This window comes from Serratia sp. N21D137, assembly GCF_047530005.1.
In the GTDB taxonomy this organism is placed as follows: domain Bacteria; phylum Pseudomonadota; class Gammaproteobacteria; order Enterobacterales; family Enterobacteriaceae; genus Chania; species Chania fonticola_B.
This window is the reverse complement of record NZ_JBLJAJ010000011.1, coordinates 100,750-116,196: the sequence shown is the minus strand read 5'-3', so window position 1 is coordinate 116,196 and position 15,447 is coordinate 100,750. Positions and strand designations below refer to the sequence as shown.

At 53.6% G+C, this 15,447-nt stretch carries 17 protein-coding genes; 14 read left to right on the top strand and 3 right to left on the bottom strand.

The features are described 5' to 3' along the window. Positions 1 to 17: 17 nt before the first annotated feature. Positions 18 to 437: a F0F1 ATP synthase subunit epsilon gene (locus ACMV5H_RS11360; RefSeq protein WP_004933814.1), complete on the top strand. Its 420-nt coding sequence runs from the start codon at positions 18 to 20 to the stop codon at positions 435 to 437. Here the strand turns inward: ACMV5H_RS11360 and ACMV5H_RS11355 are convergent. Next, positions 418 to 684, bottom strand: a complete 267-nt coding sequence (locus ACMV5H_RS11355) for a hypothetical protein (protein WP_147281040.1) — start codon at positions 682 to 684, stop codon at positions 418 to 420. The two genes, ACMV5H_RS11360 and ACMV5H_RS11355, sit on opposite strands and share 20 nt — an antisense overlap. Before the next feature lie 47 nt (positions 685 to 731). Here ACMV5H_RS11355 and glmU point away from each other — a divergent pair, with 47 nt between their 5' ends. The 4 genes from glmU to ACMV5H_RS11335 all read left to right on the top strand — a co-directional run bounded on the left by glmU (position 732) and on the right by ACMV5H_RS11335 (position 6,440). After that, positions 732 to 2,102 carry a bifunctional UDP-N-acetylglucosamine diphosphorylase/glucosamine-1-phosphate N-acetyltransferase GlmU gene (glmU, locus tag ACMV5H_RS11350; protein WP_414821867.1) on the top strand — a complete coding sequence of 457 codons (1,371 nt, stop codon included), beginning with the start codon at positions 732 to 734 and terminating at the stop codon, positions 2,100 to 2,102. Positions 2,103 to 2,291: 189 nt separating this feature from the next. Further along, positions 2,292 to 4,121: a glutamine--fructose-6-phosphate transaminase (isomerizing) gene (gene glmS / locus ACMV5H_RS11345; RefSeq protein ID WP_115160432.1), complete on the top strand. Its 1,830-nt coding sequence runs from the start codon at positions 2,292 to 2,294 to the stop codon at positions 4,119 to 4,121. Positions 4,122 to 4,243: 122 nt separating this feature from the next. Next, the gene (locus tag ACMV5H_RS11340) at positions 4,244 to 5,359 is read left to right on the top strand and encodes a hypothetical protein (RefSeq protein ID WP_414821866.1); all 1,116 of its coding nucleotides are present in this window, start codon (positions 4,244 to 4,246) and stop codon (positions 5,357 to 5,359) included. 1 nt (position 5,360) lies between these two features. Next, positions 5,361 to 6,440: a GNAT family N-acetyltransferase gene (locus tag ACMV5H_RS11335; RefSeq protein ID WP_414821865.1), complete on the top strand. Its 1,080-nt coding sequence runs from the start codon at positions 5,361 to 5,363 to the stop codon at positions 6,438 to 6,440. 97 nt (positions 6,441 to 6,537) lie between these two features. Here ACMV5H_RS11335 and ACMV5H_RS11330 read toward each other — a convergent pair whose 3' ends face one another. Both ACMV5H_RS11330 and ACMV5H_RS11325 read right to left on the bottom strand, forming a co-directional pair. Next, the gene (locus ACMV5H_RS11330) at positions 6,538 to 6,852 is read right to left on the bottom strand and encodes a helix-turn-helix domain-containing protein (RefSeq protein WP_021181420.1); all 315 of its coding nucleotides are present in this window, start codon (positions 6,850 to 6,852) and stop codon (positions 6,538 to 6,540) included. Continuing rightward, positions 6,849 to 7,190, bottom strand: coding sequence for a hypothetical protein (locus ACMV5H_RS11325; RefSeq protein ID WP_021181419.1), 342 nt, complete (start codon positions 7,188 to 7,190; stop codon positions 6,849 to 6,851). The genes ACMV5H_RS11330 and ACMV5H_RS11325 overlap by 4 nt, the downstream gene beginning before the upstream one ends. Before the next feature lie 367 nt (positions 7,191 to 7,557). Here ACMV5H_RS11325 and pstS point away from each other — a divergent pair, with 367 nt between their 5' ends. From pstS to ACMV5H_RS11280, 9 genes are all read left to right on the top strand, one after another. Further along, positions 7,558 to 8,598 carry a phosphate ABC transporter substrate-binding protein PstS gene (gene pstS / locus ACMV5H_RS11320; RefSeq protein WP_024527374.1) on the top strand — a complete coding sequence of 347 codons (1,041 nt, stop codon included), beginning with the start codon at positions 7,558 to 7,560 and terminating at the stop codon, positions 8,596 to 8,598. Between the two features lie 93 nt (positions 8,599 to 8,691). After that, a complete protein-coding gene (gene pstC, locus ACMV5H_RS11315) occupies positions 8,692 to 9,648 on the top strand; it encodes a phosphate ABC transporter permease PstC (RefSeq protein ID WP_021181416.1) in 957 nt (318 codons plus the stop codon). A gap of 1 nt (position 9,649) precedes the next feature. Further along, entirely contained in the window at positions 9,650 to 10,540 is an 891-nt protein-coding gene (gene pstA / locus ACMV5H_RS11310) for a phosphate ABC transporter permease PstA (protein ID WP_414821864.1), read from the top strand. A gap of 53 nt (positions 10,541 to 10,593) precedes the next feature. Continuing rightward, a complete protein-coding gene (pstB, locus tag ACMV5H_RS11305; RefSeq protein ID WP_370454353.1) occupies positions 10,594 to 11,364 on the top strand; it encodes a phosphate ABC transporter ATP-binding protein PstB in 771 nt (256 codons plus the stop codon). A 12-nt stretch (positions 11,365 to 11,376) separates the two neighbouring features. Further along, positions 11,377 to 12,108 (top strand): phosphate signaling complex protein PhoU, encoded by a 732-nt coding sequence (gene phoU, locus ACMV5H_RS11300; RefSeq protein ID WP_024484696.1) that lies wholly within the window; start codon positions 11,377 to 11,379, stop codon positions 12,106 to 12,108. 167 nt (positions 12,109 to 12,275) lie between these two features. Further along, positions 12,276 to 13,115 (top strand): ABC transporter substrate-binding protein, encoded by an 840-nt coding sequence (locus tag ACMV5H_RS11295; protein WP_414821863.1) that lies wholly within the window; start codon positions 12,276 to 12,278, stop codon positions 13,113 to 13,115. A gap of 70 nt (positions 13,116 to 13,185) precedes the next feature. After that, on the top strand, positions 13,186 to 13,911 hold the full coding sequence (locus ACMV5H_RS11290; RefSeq protein WP_414821862.1) for an amino acid ABC transporter permease: 726 nt from the start codon (positions 13,186 to 13,188) through the stop codon (positions 13,909 to 13,911). Position 13,912: 1 nt separating this feature from the next. Then, positions 13,913 to 14,653: an amino acid ABC transporter permease gene (locus tag ACMV5H_RS11285; RefSeq protein WP_414821861.1), complete on the top strand. Its 741-nt coding sequence runs from the start codon at positions 13,913 to 13,915 to the stop codon at positions 14,651 to 14,653. 205 nt (positions 14,654 to 14,858) lie between these two features. Further along, on the top strand, positions 14,859 to 15,419 hold the full coding sequence (locus ACMV5H_RS11280) for a YagU family protein (protein WP_414821860.1): 561 nt from the start codon (positions 14,859 to 14,861) through the stop codon (positions 15,417 to 15,419). Positions 15,420 to 15,447: the final 28 nt, after the last annotated feature.

Sequence of the window (15,447 nt, the reverse complement as noted above, 5' to 3'; positions counted from 1 at the left end):
CTTGAGAGGAGGGTGATATGGCTATGACTTACCATCTGGATGTCGTCAGCGCGGAAAAACAGATGTTTTCCGGCCTGGTGCAGAAGATCCAGGTGACAGGCAGCGAAGGCGAACTGGGGATCTTCCCTGGCCATGCGCCGCTGCTGACTGCCATCAAGCCTGGCATGGTGCGTATTGTTAAACAGCACGGTGAAGAAGAGTTCATCTACCTGTCCGGCGGTATCCTTGAGGTACAACCGAGCGTGGTAACCGTGCTGGCGGACACTGCCATCCGTGGAACGGACCTCGACGAAGCGAGAGCGCTGGAAGCTAAGCGTAAAGCTGAAGAGCACATCCGTAGCTCTCATGGCGATGTCGACTATGCTCAGGCATCTGCTGAACTGGCGAAAGCGATCGCGAAACTGCGCGTTATCGAGCTCACCAGAAAAGCGATGTAAACTCCCGCGTTGCCTGCAGCGTGTGGAAATAAGAAAGCGGCCCCTGTGGGTCGCTTTTTTTTTGTTTTAAAATAAGCGTTTCATCCGGCCAGGCATTGTGCTGTATTAGCGCTTTCAGTTGAATTAAGCGTCGCCGATCGCCGACAGTTTTTTCACCGTACGGTTGGATTACAGCCATTGGCGGCAGGCTAGGAGCCATGCGGCCTGCGCCGGATTCGTGTAGAGAAATATGTAGTAATTCCGCCATCAAACGGTTTTACTTTCGTCCATCAAAATGGAGTTATCAGGTTGCTTATGTCTAACAGCGCAATGAGCGTGGTTATCCTCGCCGCGGGCAAGGGAACACGCATGTATTCCGACCTTCCCAAGGTGTTACATCCGCTGGCGGGTAAGCCAATGGTGCAGCACGTCATTGATGCCGCCATGAAGTTGGGCGCCAAAAACGTCCATCTGGTTTACGGCCACGGCGGCGAGCTGCTGAAAAGCACCCTGCGCAATGATGCACTAAACTGGGTGTTGCAGGCTGAGCAGTTGGGAACTGGCCATGCTATGCAGCAGGCGGCACCGCATTTTGCCGATGATGAAGACGTGCTGATGCTGTATGGCGATGTGCCACTGATCGCCGTCGAAACGCTGACGCGTCTGCTGGCAGCCAAACCTCAGGGGGGGATCGGCCTGCTGACAGTGAAGCTGCAAGACCCGAGCGGTTATGGCCGCATCGTACGCGAAAACGGCACTGTGGTGGGTATTGTCGAACATAAAGATGCCAACGATGAGCAGCGCCAGATTAATGAGATCAACACCGGCATTCTGGTGGCCAATGGCCGCGATCTGAAGCGCTGGCTGGGCAAGTTGAATAATAATAACGCGCAGGGTGAATTCTATATCACCGACATCATTGCCTTGGCGCATGCCGAGGGTAACAAGATTGAGGCGGTACACCCGGCGCGCCTGAGCGAAGTTGAAGGCGTGAATAACCGTCTGCAACTGTCGCAGCTTGAACGCGTGTATCAGGCCGAGCAGGCGGAGAAGCTGCTGCTGGCTGGCGTGATGCTGTTGGATCCGGCACGCTTCGATCTGCGTGGCGTACTGGAACATGGCCGTGATATCTCCATCGATGCTAACGTGATTATCGAAGGCATGGTCAAGCTGGGTAACCGCGTGAAGATCGGTGCTGGCTGCGTACTGAGAGACTGCGTGATTGGCGACGACTGCGAGATCAGCCCTTACAGCGTGCTGGATAATGCGCAGCTGGAAGCGGCCTGTACCGTTGGCCCATTTGCCCGTCTGCGCCCTGGTGCCGAACTGGCAGAAGGTGCCCACGTTGGCAACTTCGTGGAAATCAAGAAGGCCCGCCTGGGCAAAGGCTCCAAGGCTGGCCACCTGAGCTATCTGGGCGACGCCGAAATTGGCGACGATGTGAATATCGGTGCCGGTACCATTACCTGCAACTACGACGGTGCCAACAAGCACAAAACCATTATTGGCGATGGCGTGTTTGTCGGTTCGGACACTCAGCTGGTGGCTCCGGTCACCGTAGGTAAAGGGGTGACGATCGCTGCAGGTACCACGGTGACCCGTGATATTGCGGATAATGAGCTGGTGTTGAGCCGGGTCAAGCAGGTGCATATTCAAGGCTGGCAGCGTCCAACCAAGAAAAAGTAATATTTTTACCTCCCTCTCCTTTGGGAGAGGGGTGGTGATAGGGTTTTGCTCTGTACTTTCGCTAAAGAGTACAGAGCAAAACATAATAATCCCCATTCTCTACAGGCTCGGGGAAGCACGGTAAAACCGGCAAAAATCAGGTCGAGACATCGAAAGCGCCCACAAGGCGTTTAATTAGGAATACAACAGATGTGTGGAATTGTAGGTGCAGTAGCGCAACGTGATATCGCTGAGATCCTGCTGGAAGGTTTACGCCGCCTGGAATATCGGGGCTATGACTCAGCGGGTCTGGCCGTGGTGGATAGCGAGGGGAACGTCAGCCGTCTACGTCGTGTCGGTAAAGTACAAAAACTGGCTGAAGCGGCAGAGCAACAGGATCTGCATGGTGGTACCGGGATTGCCCATACCCGTTGGGCGACGCATGGTGAACCTTCAGAAGCGAACGCGCATCCTCATGTTTCAGATTACATCGCGGTGGTGCATAACGGCATCATCGAAAACTACGAACCGCTGCGCGAACAACTGATTGAGCGTGGCTATCACTTCAGTTCTGAAACTGATACCGAGGTGATTGCTCACCTGGTGCATTGGGAACAGAAGCAGGGCGGTACGCTGCTGGAAGTGGTTCAGCGTGTGATCCCGCAGTTGCGTGGCGCTTATGGCACCGTGGTGATGGATAGCCGTGATCCGAGCGTATTGGTGGCTGCCCGTTCAGGTAGCCCGCTGGTGATTGGCCGTGGCGTAGGCGAAAACTTCATTGCCTCCGACCAACTGGCCCTGCTGCCGGTAACCCGCCGCTTTATCTTCCTGGAAGAAGGCGACGTGGTAGAAGTGACCCGCCGCACCGTCAGCATTTTTGACAAGCAGGGTAATGCGATTGAGCGCCCGGAGATCGAATCTCAGGTGCAATACGACGCCGGTGACAAAGGCGCGTACCGTCATTACATGCAAAAAGAGATTTTTGAGCAGCCAATGGCGCTGAAAAACACCCTTGAGGGGCGTTTCAGCCATGGCAAGATCGACCTGAGTGAGCTTGGCTCGCACGCTGACGAACTGCTGTCAAAAGTGCAGCACGTGCAGATCATCGCCTGTGGGACTTCTTACCACTCGGGGATGGTGGCTCGTTACTGGTTCGAGGCGCTGGCCGGTGTGCCTTGTGACGTCGAGATCGCCTCTGAATTCCGTTATCGCAAGTCAGCGGTACGCCCAGGCAGCCTGATCATCACCCTGTCTCAATCCGGTGAGACGGCTGATACGCTGGCAGCGCTGCGCCTGTCCAAAGAGCTGGGCTATTTGGGTTCTCTGGCGGTGTGCAACGTGGCGGGTTCTTCGCTGGTGCGTGAATCCGATCTGGCGCTGATGACCAAGGCCGGTACCGAAATCGGCGTTGCTTCCACCAAAGCCTTTACCACCCAGCTTGCTGTATTGCTGATGCTGGTGGCGCGTTTGGGCCGCCTGAAAGGCATGGCGGAAAGCGTAGAGCATGACATTGTGCACGGTCTGCAAGCGTTGCCTGCGCGTATCGAGCAGATGCTGTCATTGGACAAGAGCATCGAAGCGCTGGCGGAAGGTTTCTCTGACAAGCATCATGCCTTGTTCCTTGGCCGCGGCGATCAATACCCGATCGCGATGGAAGGGGCGCTGAAGCTTAAAGAGATCTCCTATATCCACGCCGAGGCGTACGCCGCCGGTGAGCTTAAGCACGGCCCGCTGGCATTAATCGATGCCGACATGCCAGTGATCGTGGTTGCGCCTAACAACGAGCTGTTGGAGAAGCTTAAATCCAATATCGAAGAGGTGCGTGCCCGTGGTGGCCAGCTATATGTGTTTGCCGACCAGGATGCTGGCTTCGTCAGCAGCGAAGGGATGACCATCATCCCACTGCCGCACGTGGAAGAAATCGTCGCACCGATCTTCTACACCGTGCCGTTGCAGCTTTTGTCCTATTACGTCGCCCTGATCAAAGGTACCGATGTGGATCAGCCACGTAACCTGGCGAAGTCGGTTACCGTGGAATAATCGTTAACCTTCCTGCTATGAATACCGTGTTGGGTGACTCAACACGGTATTTTTTTCGCCCCAGTTTTACCATTAACGCTATGATTGGCGGGTGATGCTACAGGGAAGGGTATACGTAGATAATGAATATTTTGATTACTGGAGCACGGGCTCCGGTCGCAATAGAGTGGGCACGTATTGCGTTGCGCAGCGGGCACCGCGTCTGGTTGGCGGACAGTCTTAAATGGCCGCTGGGCCGCTTTTTACAAGGGATTGAAGGTTATCTACGACTTCCCTCACCGCGCCAGGACCTTGCCGGTTATCAACAGCAGCTGCAAGGCTATCTCGACCAACATGCTATTGGGTTGCTGATCCCTACTTGTGAGGAGATCTTCTACCTCTCCCAGGCGTTTGCTGCGTATATCGGGCCTACCGAGTGGCTTATGCCAGAGCGGCAGTTGCTATTTGAACTGCATCATAAATATCAAAGCCTGAGCCTGTTAACGGCATTGGGCGAGGTGCGGACTCCCGCGACCCGATTACTGACCTCTTGCTCGCAAATTGCAGACGATCCCCAGACTATTTTGAAACCGGTTTATTCACGCTTTGGTCGCCAAGTGATCCGTACGCCAAAACCGGGTGTATTGAACGATCGGCAGCTCAACGAGCATATCCCTTGGGTGCAGCAGCAGAAATTAAACGGCGTGGCCTTGTGCAACTATACCGTGTTCGAACATGGCAGGCTGATCGCTCATCAGGCATATCAACCCAAATATTGTTTCAATCAGGCCGCAGGCAGCTACTTTGTCCCCTATCAGGATCGGCGGCTGGACGATTTTGTCTGTCAGTTTGGGGAAAAAACCGGTTTTCATGGCCAGGTGGCGTTCGATTTTATCGAACAGGACGGGGTGATTTTTGTTATTGAGTGTAACCCAAGGGCCACCAGCGGCCTGCATTTGTTGGGGTCTCAGATGTCCATCGCCGCCGATGGGCAATTGCAATACCAGCCAGCGCAGCCCAAGGCAGGACATGTGGGCGTGATCATACTGTTATTCTTTGCCTGGCAGGCTTGGCGCGATAAGCAGTTGGTGACGCTATGGCGGGACTTTCGCCAAGCGCCTAATCTGCTCAACGATCGCCGTTGGCCGATAAGTGCCGGAGCGCAGTGGTGTGCGTTGTTAGAGATGGGATACCGCAGCTTACGCTATCGGCGGCCCCTCACCGATGCCAGCACTTTCGATATCGAGTGGGACGGTTAGCATGGAGCAGGTTAATGATTGGCAGCGCCTGCAAGTGGCTCTGCTACAACAACCAGGCATGATCGCCAATCTCCAGACGTCGATGACCGAGTATCAACAGGATGGTTTCTGGATACCGGCGACGGTCAATGATTACGTACCCGGTAATTGCTATGTGGTTTCCCCGCTGGCGCTGATCGTCGATTACGCGCGGGATGAAATTATCAAAATCGATAACGGCGCGTTGCGGGCGCTGTGCAACGGGCTGACGCTGCTGCTTAAGTGGCCCTTATTGCTGGCACACGTCGATCGGCTCCAGGTGCTGAATAATCAGTGCCTTTCGACCAATATGACTAGCAGCCACTGGCAATCCCTGGATACCGACGCGTTGCGGCAACAGGCATTGCAGCGCTATCCCCAGCATACGTTGATGATCCGTTCGCTTAATGGGCAGCAGACTCCCGAGTTGTTGGCGCGGCTCTCCCGGCAAGGTTGGCTGCCTATCGTCAGCCGTCAGGTTTATTGCCTGGACGATCCTTTACGCTGGTGGGGAAAAATCAATGCGCGCCGGGATGACAAACTGCTGCATCAGATGGGATGGGAGTTCAAACGGCTGTCTGCCGATGCTCCCGAGCTGATGCAGTGTGCCGAACGCCTTTATAACCAGCTCTACCTGGATAAATACAGCCGCCAGAATGTGCAGTTTACCGCTGGTTATTTATCTCAGGCCTCGCAACTGGGTGTGTTGCAACTGTACGGTTTGTTCCACCAGCAGCAGATGGTGGGGGTGTTGGGAATGGTTCAGTTGGAACAGACGGTAACGGTGCCGATCGTCGGCTATCGGACGGAATTACCCGCATCATTGGCGCTATATCGTCGACTGATCGCCTTTGCGTTACGCTATGCCATGGATCGTAAGCTGTTTCTCAATTTGAGTTCTGGTGCGCCAGATTTCAAAAGGGTTCGCGGTTGCCAACCGGAGATTGAATACAGCATGGTTTACGTCCGGCACCTGAACGTTTATCAACGTAGCGTTTGGGCGATGACTTCCTGGCTTTCCCGCAAGGTCTATCAGCCGTTGCTGAGGCATTATCAGTTATGAGGGGCATGAAGCTTGGAAAATCCGGGTGCCGTTCAAAAAGCACACCGGATTTACTATGACTGGACCGGAGTAATGATTAACCTCTGCTTGATGTTGATTACAAGGCAGCTAACGTATCCAGCGTCATGGGGTCTTTTTCAACCATACGGATCAAAAGAAGTGCCTGTTTGTTGGGTTTGGCTCTGCCCTGTTCCCAGTTTTGATAAGTAGTGACACCGGTATGCAAGTAATCCGCAAAAACGGCTTGTGAAAGACGCAGTTTTTCACGTATTGCTTTTAACTCGTCTGGTGACATAGATATGTTTTTTTTCAGTGATACGGCGTGGGTTTTAAGCGTGATTTTACCCTCATTGTAATCACTCCAGTCTTTCATTCCCTGGGATAGTTCTTCAAAAAGGCTGAGTTCGCTCATAAGGTGCCCCCTTGTTTCAAAATTTCCAACATCCTACGCAGCATCTCGCGCTCGTTGCGGCTAAGGTCATCTTTTTTGTCTTTGTCGTAAATGACAAAAAGCAAAAAGTGAGACTTTTCAAGCCACCAATAATAGATCACCCGCAAGCCACCTCGTTTACCTTTTCCACGACGGTGATCCGCAAATCTGACCTTCCTTAACCCGCCAGTGTGCTGGATAACATCACCGCAGAATGGATTAATCAGCAGCATCTGCTGGAATGTCTTGAATTCATCATCGGAAAGATAATCAGCACGCTTCGCTTCAAAAATACTTAACTCAACAAATATAGCATCCATAACCAGATATCTCCCTGCTACTTGGGGATATTCTACCCCCAAGTTGGGTATACATCAAAGGATGATATGCTGGTTTTTTTGCCGCTTTTGGCAATATGACAAGCGTGTAAAAAAGAGCAAAAACCGCCCATATTCAGAGAGATAGTGCAGTAACAGGCAGGTTTTTGCAGATTGTTTTTTGCCTAAAAATGGCGTCATCCCACTGATTTTAATCAAATAAATATCAATTACCGATCACTGTAATATAACTGTCATATTTCGTACATTTTACTGTCACCAAACTGTCCTATTTTCCCTCCTGCAGCAATACTTACTCTGATGAAAACGACTCAACGTCGATTTTTGAAATATCCCATTAGGAGGGATTATGAAACTGATGCGTACCACCGTCGCCAGTATTGTGGCAGCGACTTTCTCTTTGGCCTCTGTGTCCGCCTTCGCTGCTGCTAGCCTGACCGGTGCAGGTGCGACATTCCCCGCTCCGGTGTATGCCAAGTGGGCAGATTCTTATCAGAAAGAAACCGGCAACAAGGTTAACTATCAGGGGATCGGTTCCTCTGGTGGTGTGAAGCAAATCATCGCCAACACCGTTGACTTTGGTGCTTCTGATGCCCCGCTGTCCGATGAAAAACTGGCTGCGGACGGCCTGTTCCAGTTCCCTACCGTGATCGGTGGGGTGGTACTGGCGGTGAATATTCCGGGCATCAAATCCGGTGAGCTGACTCTGGATGGTCAAACCCTGGGTGATATCTATTTGGGCAACATCAAAAAATGGAATGACCCGGCGATCGTTAAACTGAACCCGGGCGTCAAGCTGCCGGATCAGGCTATCGCCGTGGTGCGTCGTGCTGATGGTTCCGGGACTTCTTTCGTCTTTACCAGCTATCTGGCCAAGGCTAACGCGCAGTGGAAAGAGAAAATTGGTGCAGGCTCAACCGTAAACTGGCCAACCGGCCTGGGTGGCAAGGGCAATGACGGCATCGCCGCGTTCGTTCAGCGTCTGCCTGGCTCTATCGGCTATGTTGAATACGCTTACGCCAAGCAGAACAACCTGGCCTACACTAAATTAGTGTCTGCCGATGGCAAACCGGTCAGCCCAACCGAAGAGAGCTTCAGCGCCGCAGCCAAAGGCGCGGATTGGAGCAAAACCTTCGCGCAGGACCTGACCAACCAGAAAGGCGACAACGTCTGGCCAATCACCTCCACCACCTTCATCCTGGTGCACAAAGAGCAGAAGAAGCCTGAGCAGGGCGCAGAAGTACTGAAGTTCTTTGACTGGGCCTACAAGACCGGTGCCAAACAGGCCAGCGAACTGGATTACGCCGCCTTGCCTGCCGAAGTGGTTGAACAAATCCGTGCTGCCTGGAAGACCAACATCAAAGACAGCTCCGGTAAGGCCTTGTTCTAACAACACAGGGGGTGCGGAAGACCGCGCCTCAACCTGACTGTCGGGGCCTGGCGGTGTGCCAGGCCCTCCAAGCTTTAAACAGAAGAGTAATCTATGGCTGAGTACAAGCCGACCATGAAAGCACCGGGCAAAAACGGTGACATCATCTTCAGCGCGCTGGTCAGACTGGCGGCGCTGATTACCCTATTGTTGCTGGGCGGCATCATCGTTTCGCTGATTATCGCCTCCTGGCCCAGCATGCAGAAGTTTGGTTTTGCCTTCCTGTGGACCAAAGAGTGGGATGCGCCAGCCGAGCAGTTTGGTGCGCTGGTGCCGATCTACGGCACGGTCGTCACCTCGGTGATTGCGCTGATTATCGCCGTGCCGGTCAGTTTTGGTATTGCCCTGTTCCTGACCGAGTTGGCCCCTAACTGGCTCAAGCGCCCATTGGGTATCGCGATAGAACTGTTAGCGGCGATCCCGAGCATCGTTTACGGCATGTGGGGCCTGTTCGTGTTTGCCCCGCTGTTCGCCAAATATTTCCAGACCCCGGTGGGGGAAGTGTTGTCCGGTATCCCGATCGTTGGCGAACTGTTCTCCGGCCCGGCATTTGGTATCGGTATTCTGGCTGCCGGGGTGATCCTGGCCATTATGATTATTCCTTACATTGCGGCGGTAATGCGCGATGTGTTCGAACAAACGCCGGTGATGATGAAAGAGTCGGCCTATGGTATCGGCTGCACCACCTGGGAAGTGATCTGGCGCATTGTGCTGCCGTTCACCAAAAACGGCGTGATCGGTGGCGTGATGCTTGGCCTGGGGCGCGCCCTGGGGGAAACCATGGCGGTGACCTTTATTATCGGTAACACCTACCAGCTCGACAGTTTCTCGCTGTATATGCCGGGTAACAGCATCACCTCGGCGTTGGCCAACGAATTCGCTGAAGCGGAGTCCGGGCTACATACCTCTGCATTGATGCAGCTTGGGCTGATCCTGTTTGTGATCACCTTTATCGTCCTGGCGCTGTCGAAGTTGATGGTGATGCGCCTGGCCAAGCGTGAGGGTCGCTAACATGGCAACGATGGATATGCAAAACCCGGTAGCACTGGCGGAAAGCCGCCGTAAAATGCAGGCCTGGCGTCGGCAGAAAAACCGTCTGGCGCTGGTCCTGTCGATGGCGACTATGGCTTTTGGTCTGTTCTGGCTGGTGTGGATCCTGTTCTCGACCATCACCAAGGGCATCGACGGCATGTCGCTGGCGCTGTTTACCGAAATGACGCCGCCGCCGAATACGGCGGGTGGTGGTCTGGCTAACGCTATCGCCGGTAGTGGCTTACTGATCCTGTGGGCGACCATTTTCGGGACTCCGCTGGGCATAATGGCGGGGATCTACCTGGCGGAATACGGCCGTAAATCCTGGCTGGCGGAAGTGATCCGCTTTATCAACGATATTCTGTTATCCGCACCGTCAATTGTCGTGGGCCTGTTCGTTTACACCGTGGTGGTGGCGAAGATGGAACACTTCTCCGGTTGGGCCGGGATTATTGCGCTGGCTCTGTTACAGATCCCGATCGTGATCCGCACCACCGAGAACATGCTCAAGCTGGTACCGGACACGCTGCGTGAAGCGGCCTATGCGCTGGGGACACCCAAATGGCGCATGATTTCCGCCATTACGCTGAAAGCGTCGGTCTCCGGCATTATCACTGGCGTACTGCTGGCGATTGCGCGTATCGCCGGGGAAACTGCCCCGTTGCTGTTTACCTCGCTGTCGAATCAGTTCTGGAGCACCGACCTGATGCAGCCGATCGCCAACCTGCCGGTCACCATTTTCAAGTTTGCCATGAGCCCGTTTGCCGAATGGCAACAGCTGGCCTGGGCCGGGGTGCTGTTGATCACCCTGTGCGTACTGTTACTGAATATCCTGGCGCGTGTGATTTTCGCCAAGAAAAAGCATTCATAAAAATTTAGGTGCCGCTCAGGCGACACCGTGAAAAGAGAGAAGTCTTGATGAGTATGGTTGACTCCACTTCCAGCAGCAAAATTCAGGTACGCGATCTGAACTTTTACTACGGCAAATTCCATGCGCTGAAAAACATCACGCTGGATATCGCCAAGAACAAGGTGACCGCGTTTATCGGCCCTTCCGGCTGCGGCAAATCGACGCTGCTGCGGACTTTCAACAAGATGTACCAGCTCTATCCCGAGCAGCGTGCCGAAGGCGATATCCTGCTGGATGGGCAAAACATCCTGACGGATAACCAGGACATCGCGCTGCTGCGTGCCAAGGTGGGCATGGTGTTCCAAAAGCCAACGCCGTTCCCGATGTCGATTTACGACAACATCGCCTTTGGTGTGCGCCTGTTCGAGAAGCTGTCCCGTGCGGATATGGACGAGCGTGTCCAATGGGCGCTGACCAAGGCAGCATTGTGGAATGAGACCAAGGACAAGCTGCACCAAAGCGGTTACAGCCTGTCCGGTGGCCAGCAGCAACGCCTGTGTATTGCGCGCGGCATTGCCATTCGCCCGGAAGTGCTGTTGCTGGATGAGCCTTGCTCGGCGCTGGATCCGATTTCCACCGGTAAGATTGAAGAGCTGATCAGCGAGCTGAAGTCTGACTACACTGTGGTGATCGTGACCCACAATATGCAGCAGGCGGCGCGTTGTTCCGACTCCACCGCATTTATGTATCTGGGTGAGTTGATCGAGTTCAGCGATACTGACACTCTGTTTACCGCGCCACAGAAGAAGCAGACCGAAGACTACATTACTGGCCGCTATGGTTGATTAGGATGCATCATGGATAACCTGAATTTAAACAAACACATTTCCGGCCAGTTCAACGCTGAACTCGAGCACATCCGCACCCAGGTGCTGACCATGGGCGGGCTGGTGGAGCAACAGCTAACCGACGCTATTACCGCGATGCATAACCAAGACGGTGAACTGGCCAAGCGGGTGATTGAGGGTGATGCCAAGGTCAATATGATGGAAGTGGCGATCGATGAAGCCTGCGTGCGCATCATTGCCAAACGCCAGCCGACCGCCAGCGACCTGCGCCTGGTGATGGCGATCATCAAGACCATTTCCGAACTGGAACGTATCGGCGACGTAGCGGACAAGATCTGTCGTACTGCACTGGAGAAATTCTCGCACCAGCATCAGCCATTGCTGGTCAGCCTGGAGTCACTGGGTCGCCACACCGTGCAGATGCTGCACGACGTGCTGGATGCTTTTGCGCGTATGGATCTGGATGAAGCGATCCGGATTTACCGCGAAGACAAGAAGGTCGATCAGGAATATGAAGGTATCGTCCGGCAACTGATGACCTACATGATGGAAGATACGCGCACCATTCCGAGCGTGCTGACGGCGCTGTTCTGTGCCCGCTCTATCGAGCGTATCGGCGATCGCTGCCAGAATATTTGCGAATTCATCTTCTACTTCGTCAAAGGCCAGGACTTCCGCCATATCGGTGGCGATGCGCTGGACAAACTGTTGTCAGACGGTAAAGACGAGAAAAAAGCGTAATTCAACCAGTGATTTACTCCGGAAGGCGCTGAATACGGCGCCTTTATGCCATTTAAAAACCATAAAGTTAAAAAGGTTATAACTATAGCGTTTAATATTATTTCCTGACCTAAGTGAGGCTTGCTAGCTTATCAGCCAGCGGGACATCAATCACTTGGGAGCCTTTCATGAAACAGCGCGTCTTAGCCTTATCTCTGTTAGCCAGCCTGACCAGCCTTGCCACTGGTGTGGCACATGCCGATAAACTCGATGATATTCAAAAAGCCGGCGTGGTGCGTATTGCGGTATTCGATAGCAACCCACCGTTTGGTTATGTCGATCCGCAGAGCAAAAAGCTGGTGGGTTATGACGTGGACGTGGCCGAAGCCATCGGTAAGGCGCTGGGCGTCAAAGTTGAACTGCGTGCCACCAACCCGGCTAACCGCATTCCTTTGCTGGTGTCCAAAAAGGTTGATCTGATCGCGGCCAACTTCACTATCACCGACGAGCGTGCCAAAGAGGTGAATTTCAGCGTGCCGTATTTTGCTACCGGCCAGAAATTCATTGCCCATAAGGGCGTGCTGAAAACCCCTGAAGATATCAAGAAGCTGCGCATCGGCGCGGATAAAGGCACCGTGCAGGAAATTACCCTGCGTGAGCACTATCCAACGGCCAAAGTGATCTCTTACGATGATACCCCACTGGCCTTTGTCGCCCTGCGTAACGGCAACGTGCAGGCGATTACCCAAGACGATGCCAAGCTGGTTGGCCTGCTAGGCAACCTGCCCGCCGCGCAAAAAGCCGACTTTGAAATCTCTCCGTTCAGCATAACCAAAGAATATCAAGGCGTTGGTATCCCGAAAGGCGAAGATCGCCTCACGGCTACCGTTAACGATACCTTGATCAAGTTGGAACAAGACGGTGATGCGGTGAAGATTTACGATCGCTGGTTTGGCCCGGAAACCAAAACCGCTCAACCACGTGGCGATTTCAAGATCGGCCCGTTGGAGCAGCAACCTAAAGCCTAATCTCCCTTTTCCCTCTCCCCCTGATTTTGTACCGTGGCGGAGAGGGTTGGGGTGAGGGGAAGTACCTCGCATGAATCTGCAACAACTCTCAGACTGGCTGTTGGCGCCGCAGTATCTGAGCTGGCTATGGAATGGCTTCTTGATGACCTTATGGCTGTCGGCCTGTGCCGGGCTGGCGGCAACGCTGCTGGGTTTTGGCCTGGCGGCGATGCGGGACAGCAGCCTGCGCCCGTTAAGCTGGCTGGCGGTGGCCTACAGCGCGCTGTTTCGCAATACTCCTCTGCTGGTGCAACTGTTCTTCTGGTATTTCGCCGCCGGGCAAATCTTGCCCTCCTTCGCCATGCAATGGCTGAATACCCCCCATCAGTTAGGCATTTTCGACTGGCCCTCGTTTGAGTTCCTGGCGGGCTTTTTCGGCCTGACACTTTATTCCACCGCGTTTATTGCCGAAGAGATCCGTTCTGGCATCCGTGGCGTCGCCAGAGGGCAAAAGCATGCAGCCTACGCGCTAGGACTGACTGGTTGGCAATCGATGCGCTACGTGGTGCTGCCGCAGGCGCTGAAAATCGCTTTCCCCCCGCTGCTGGGGCAGTACATGAACGTGATTAAGAACTCATCGTTAACCATGGCGATCGGCCTGGCTGAGCTGTCTTACGCATCGCGCCAGGTGGAAACCGAAACCCTGCGGACCTTCCAGGCGTTTGGCGTGGCAACGGTACTGTATATCGCCATTATTGCCCTGTTGGAAGGTTGGGGTATGTGGCGTCAACAGCGTAAACCGCTGAGGGGGCATTAAGATGGACTTTACCGTTATCCAGGAAAACCTGGGTTATCTGCTGTGGGGCACCTTCCCGGATGGGCCTTTGGGCGGTGCTGCGTTGACGTTAGCGATCAGCCTGATGGCCGGGCTGGCTTCGGCAATTCTGGGTACGCTGCTGGGTGTCGCGTTGGCGATGTCGCGTGGGGTGCTGGCTGGGTTATTGGCTATGGTGCTCGGGTTCTTCCGCGCCATCCCGGTGATCATGCTGATTTTCTGGACTTACTTCCTGCTGCCAATCGTGTTTGGTGTCGATATCCCGGAAATTACCACCGTGGTGTGCGCGCTGGCGTTGATCGCCTCGGCCTATCTGGCCCATGCGGTAAAAGCGGGTATCGTGGCTATTGGTGCCGGACAGTGGCAGGCGGGGCTATCGCTCGGTTTAAACCGCTGGCAGGTGCTACGGATGGTCGTCTTGCCGCAGGCGCTGCGCATGATGGTGCCTTCGTTTATCAACCAGTGGATCTCGCTGATTAAAGACACTTCTCTGGCGTACATCGTCGGCGTGGGTGAGTTGACCTTCCTGGCTACTCAGGTCAATAACCGCAGCATGGTTTACCCGATGGAGGTGTTCCTGTTTGTGGCGCTGGTCTATTTTATCTTCTGCCTGACGCTGGACGTGCTGGCGAACGGGCTGAACAAACGCCTTAGCCCGCAGACCAAAGCGCTAAAACGCAGCTGGCGCTGGTGGCGTAATCGCCCGCCGCTACCGGCTAGTTAATCAGGCTACAATGGGAATGGTTGCCCCTATCTATAATATGACTAATTAATGGTTATTATTTGTGGGAGGTGACGCATTAGAATTTATTATCTCATTACGTTAAATTTATGATTGAGATCAATGTATTGCGCTTTTTTAATGCAGCTTGGGTTATTTAGAGTATAAGTAAGATTGATTTATATATTTCCATTGGATGGTAATCATTATGAGAATTAGTGCGTTATTTATAACAACGGATCCAAGTCGGCGGCGGTATGGCGTTGCCTTGTTTGTTGGCATTATTGGCGGGATCCTCTCTGCTTTTGTCAAGTGGGGGGCAGAGGTTCCGCTACCGCCAAGAACCTTGAGTGATGGCCGGGCTGAATTTAACCCGCCCTACCTTTTTTTAAGAGATTATCTCGGGATAGATCCAACCGGTACGGTATATACCTTTTCTGAACATATTATTAATCCGGTTATGGTTACGCACGTCATATTCTCGTTGGTTTTTGCTATTGGTTACTGCTTGGTTGCCGAAGTTTTTCCAAAGATCAAACTTTGGCAGGGGGTGTTGGCGGGTATCATTGCCACCGTTGCCGTGCATGGTATTAGTTTCCCGCTGCTTGGTTTGACTCCCCCGCTTTCAATGCTGCCATTTGATGAGTACCTTTCTGAAATTTTGGGGCATATATTTTGGTTTTGGGTGATTGAGATAGTACGCCGGGACTTACGTAACAGAATTACCCATGAGCCTGACGCCGAAGTTCCGCTGGGATCCTATCGTTAAGCGATAAAGTTCAGCGGGGTATTTTCCC

Excerpts from the sequence above, each read along its gene's own strand:
- ACMV5H_RS11355 (WP_147281040.1), bottom strand. The coding sequence starts at position 684 with ATGGCGGAATTACTACATATTTCTCTACACGAATCCGGCGCAGGCCGC.
- ACMV5H_RS11295 (WP_414821863.1), top strand. The coding sequence starts at position 12,276 with ATGAAACAGCGCGTCTTAGCCTTATCTCTGTTAGCCAGCCTGACCAGC.
- phoU (WP_024484696.1), top strand. The coding sequence starts at position 11,377 with ATGGATAACCTGAATTTAAACAAACACATTTCCGGCCAGTTCAACGCT.
- ACMV5H_RS11330 (WP_021181420.1), bottom strand. The coding sequence starts at position 6,852 with ATGAGCGAACTCAGCCTTTTTGAAGAACTATCCCAGGGAATGAAAGAC.
- pstS (WP_024527374.1), top strand. The coding sequence starts at position 7,558 with ATGAAACTGATGCGTACCACCGTCGCCAGTATTGTGGCAGCGACTTTC.
- glmS (WP_115160432.1), top strand. The coding sequence starts at position 2,292 with ATGTGTGGAATTGTAGGTGCAGTAGCGCAACGTGATATCGCTGAGATC.
- glmU (WP_414821867.1), top strand. The coding sequence starts at position 732 with ATGTCTAACAGCGCAATGAGCGTGGTTATCCTCGCCGCGGGCAAGGGA.
- pstB (WP_370454353.1), top strand. The coding sequence starts at position 10,594 with ATGGTTGACTCCACTTCCAGCAGCAAAATTCAGGTACGCGATCTGAAC.
- ACMV5H_RS11360 (WP_004933814.1), top strand. The coding sequence starts at position 18 with ATGGCTATGACTTACCATCTGGATGTCGTCAGCGCGGAAAAACAGATG.
- ACMV5H_RS11285 (WP_414821861.1), top strand. The coding sequence starts at position 13,913 with ATGGACTTTACCGTTATCCAGGAAAACCTGGGTTATCTGCTGTGGGGC.
- ACMV5H_RS11325 (WP_021181419.1), bottom strand. The coding sequence starts at position 7,190 with ATGGATGCTATATTTGTTGAGTTAAGTATTTTTGAAGCGAAGCGTGCT.
- ACMV5H_RS11290 (WP_414821862.1), top strand. The coding sequence starts at position 13,186 with ATGAATCTGCAACAACTCTCAGACTGGCTGTTGGCGCCGCAGTATCTG.
- ACMV5H_RS11340 (WP_414821866.1), top strand. The coding sequence starts at position 4,244 with ATGAATATTTTGATTACTGGAGCACGGGCTCCGGTCGCAATAGAGTGG.
- pstC (WP_021181416.1), top strand. The coding sequence starts at position 8,692 with ATGGCTGAGTACAAGCCGACCATGAAAGCACCGGGCAAAAACGGTGAC.
- ACMV5H_RS11335 (WP_414821865.1), top strand. The coding sequence starts at position 5,361 with ATGGAGCAGGTTAATGATTGGCAGCGCCTGCAAGTGGCTCTGCTACAA.
- ACMV5H_RS11280 (WP_414821860.1), top strand. The coding sequence starts at position 14,859 with ATGAGAATTAGTGCGTTATTTATAACAACGGATCCAAGTCGGCGGCGG.
- pstA (WP_414821864.1), top strand. The coding sequence starts at position 9,650 with ATGGCAACGATGGATATGCAAAACCCGGTAGCACTGGCGGAAAGCCGC.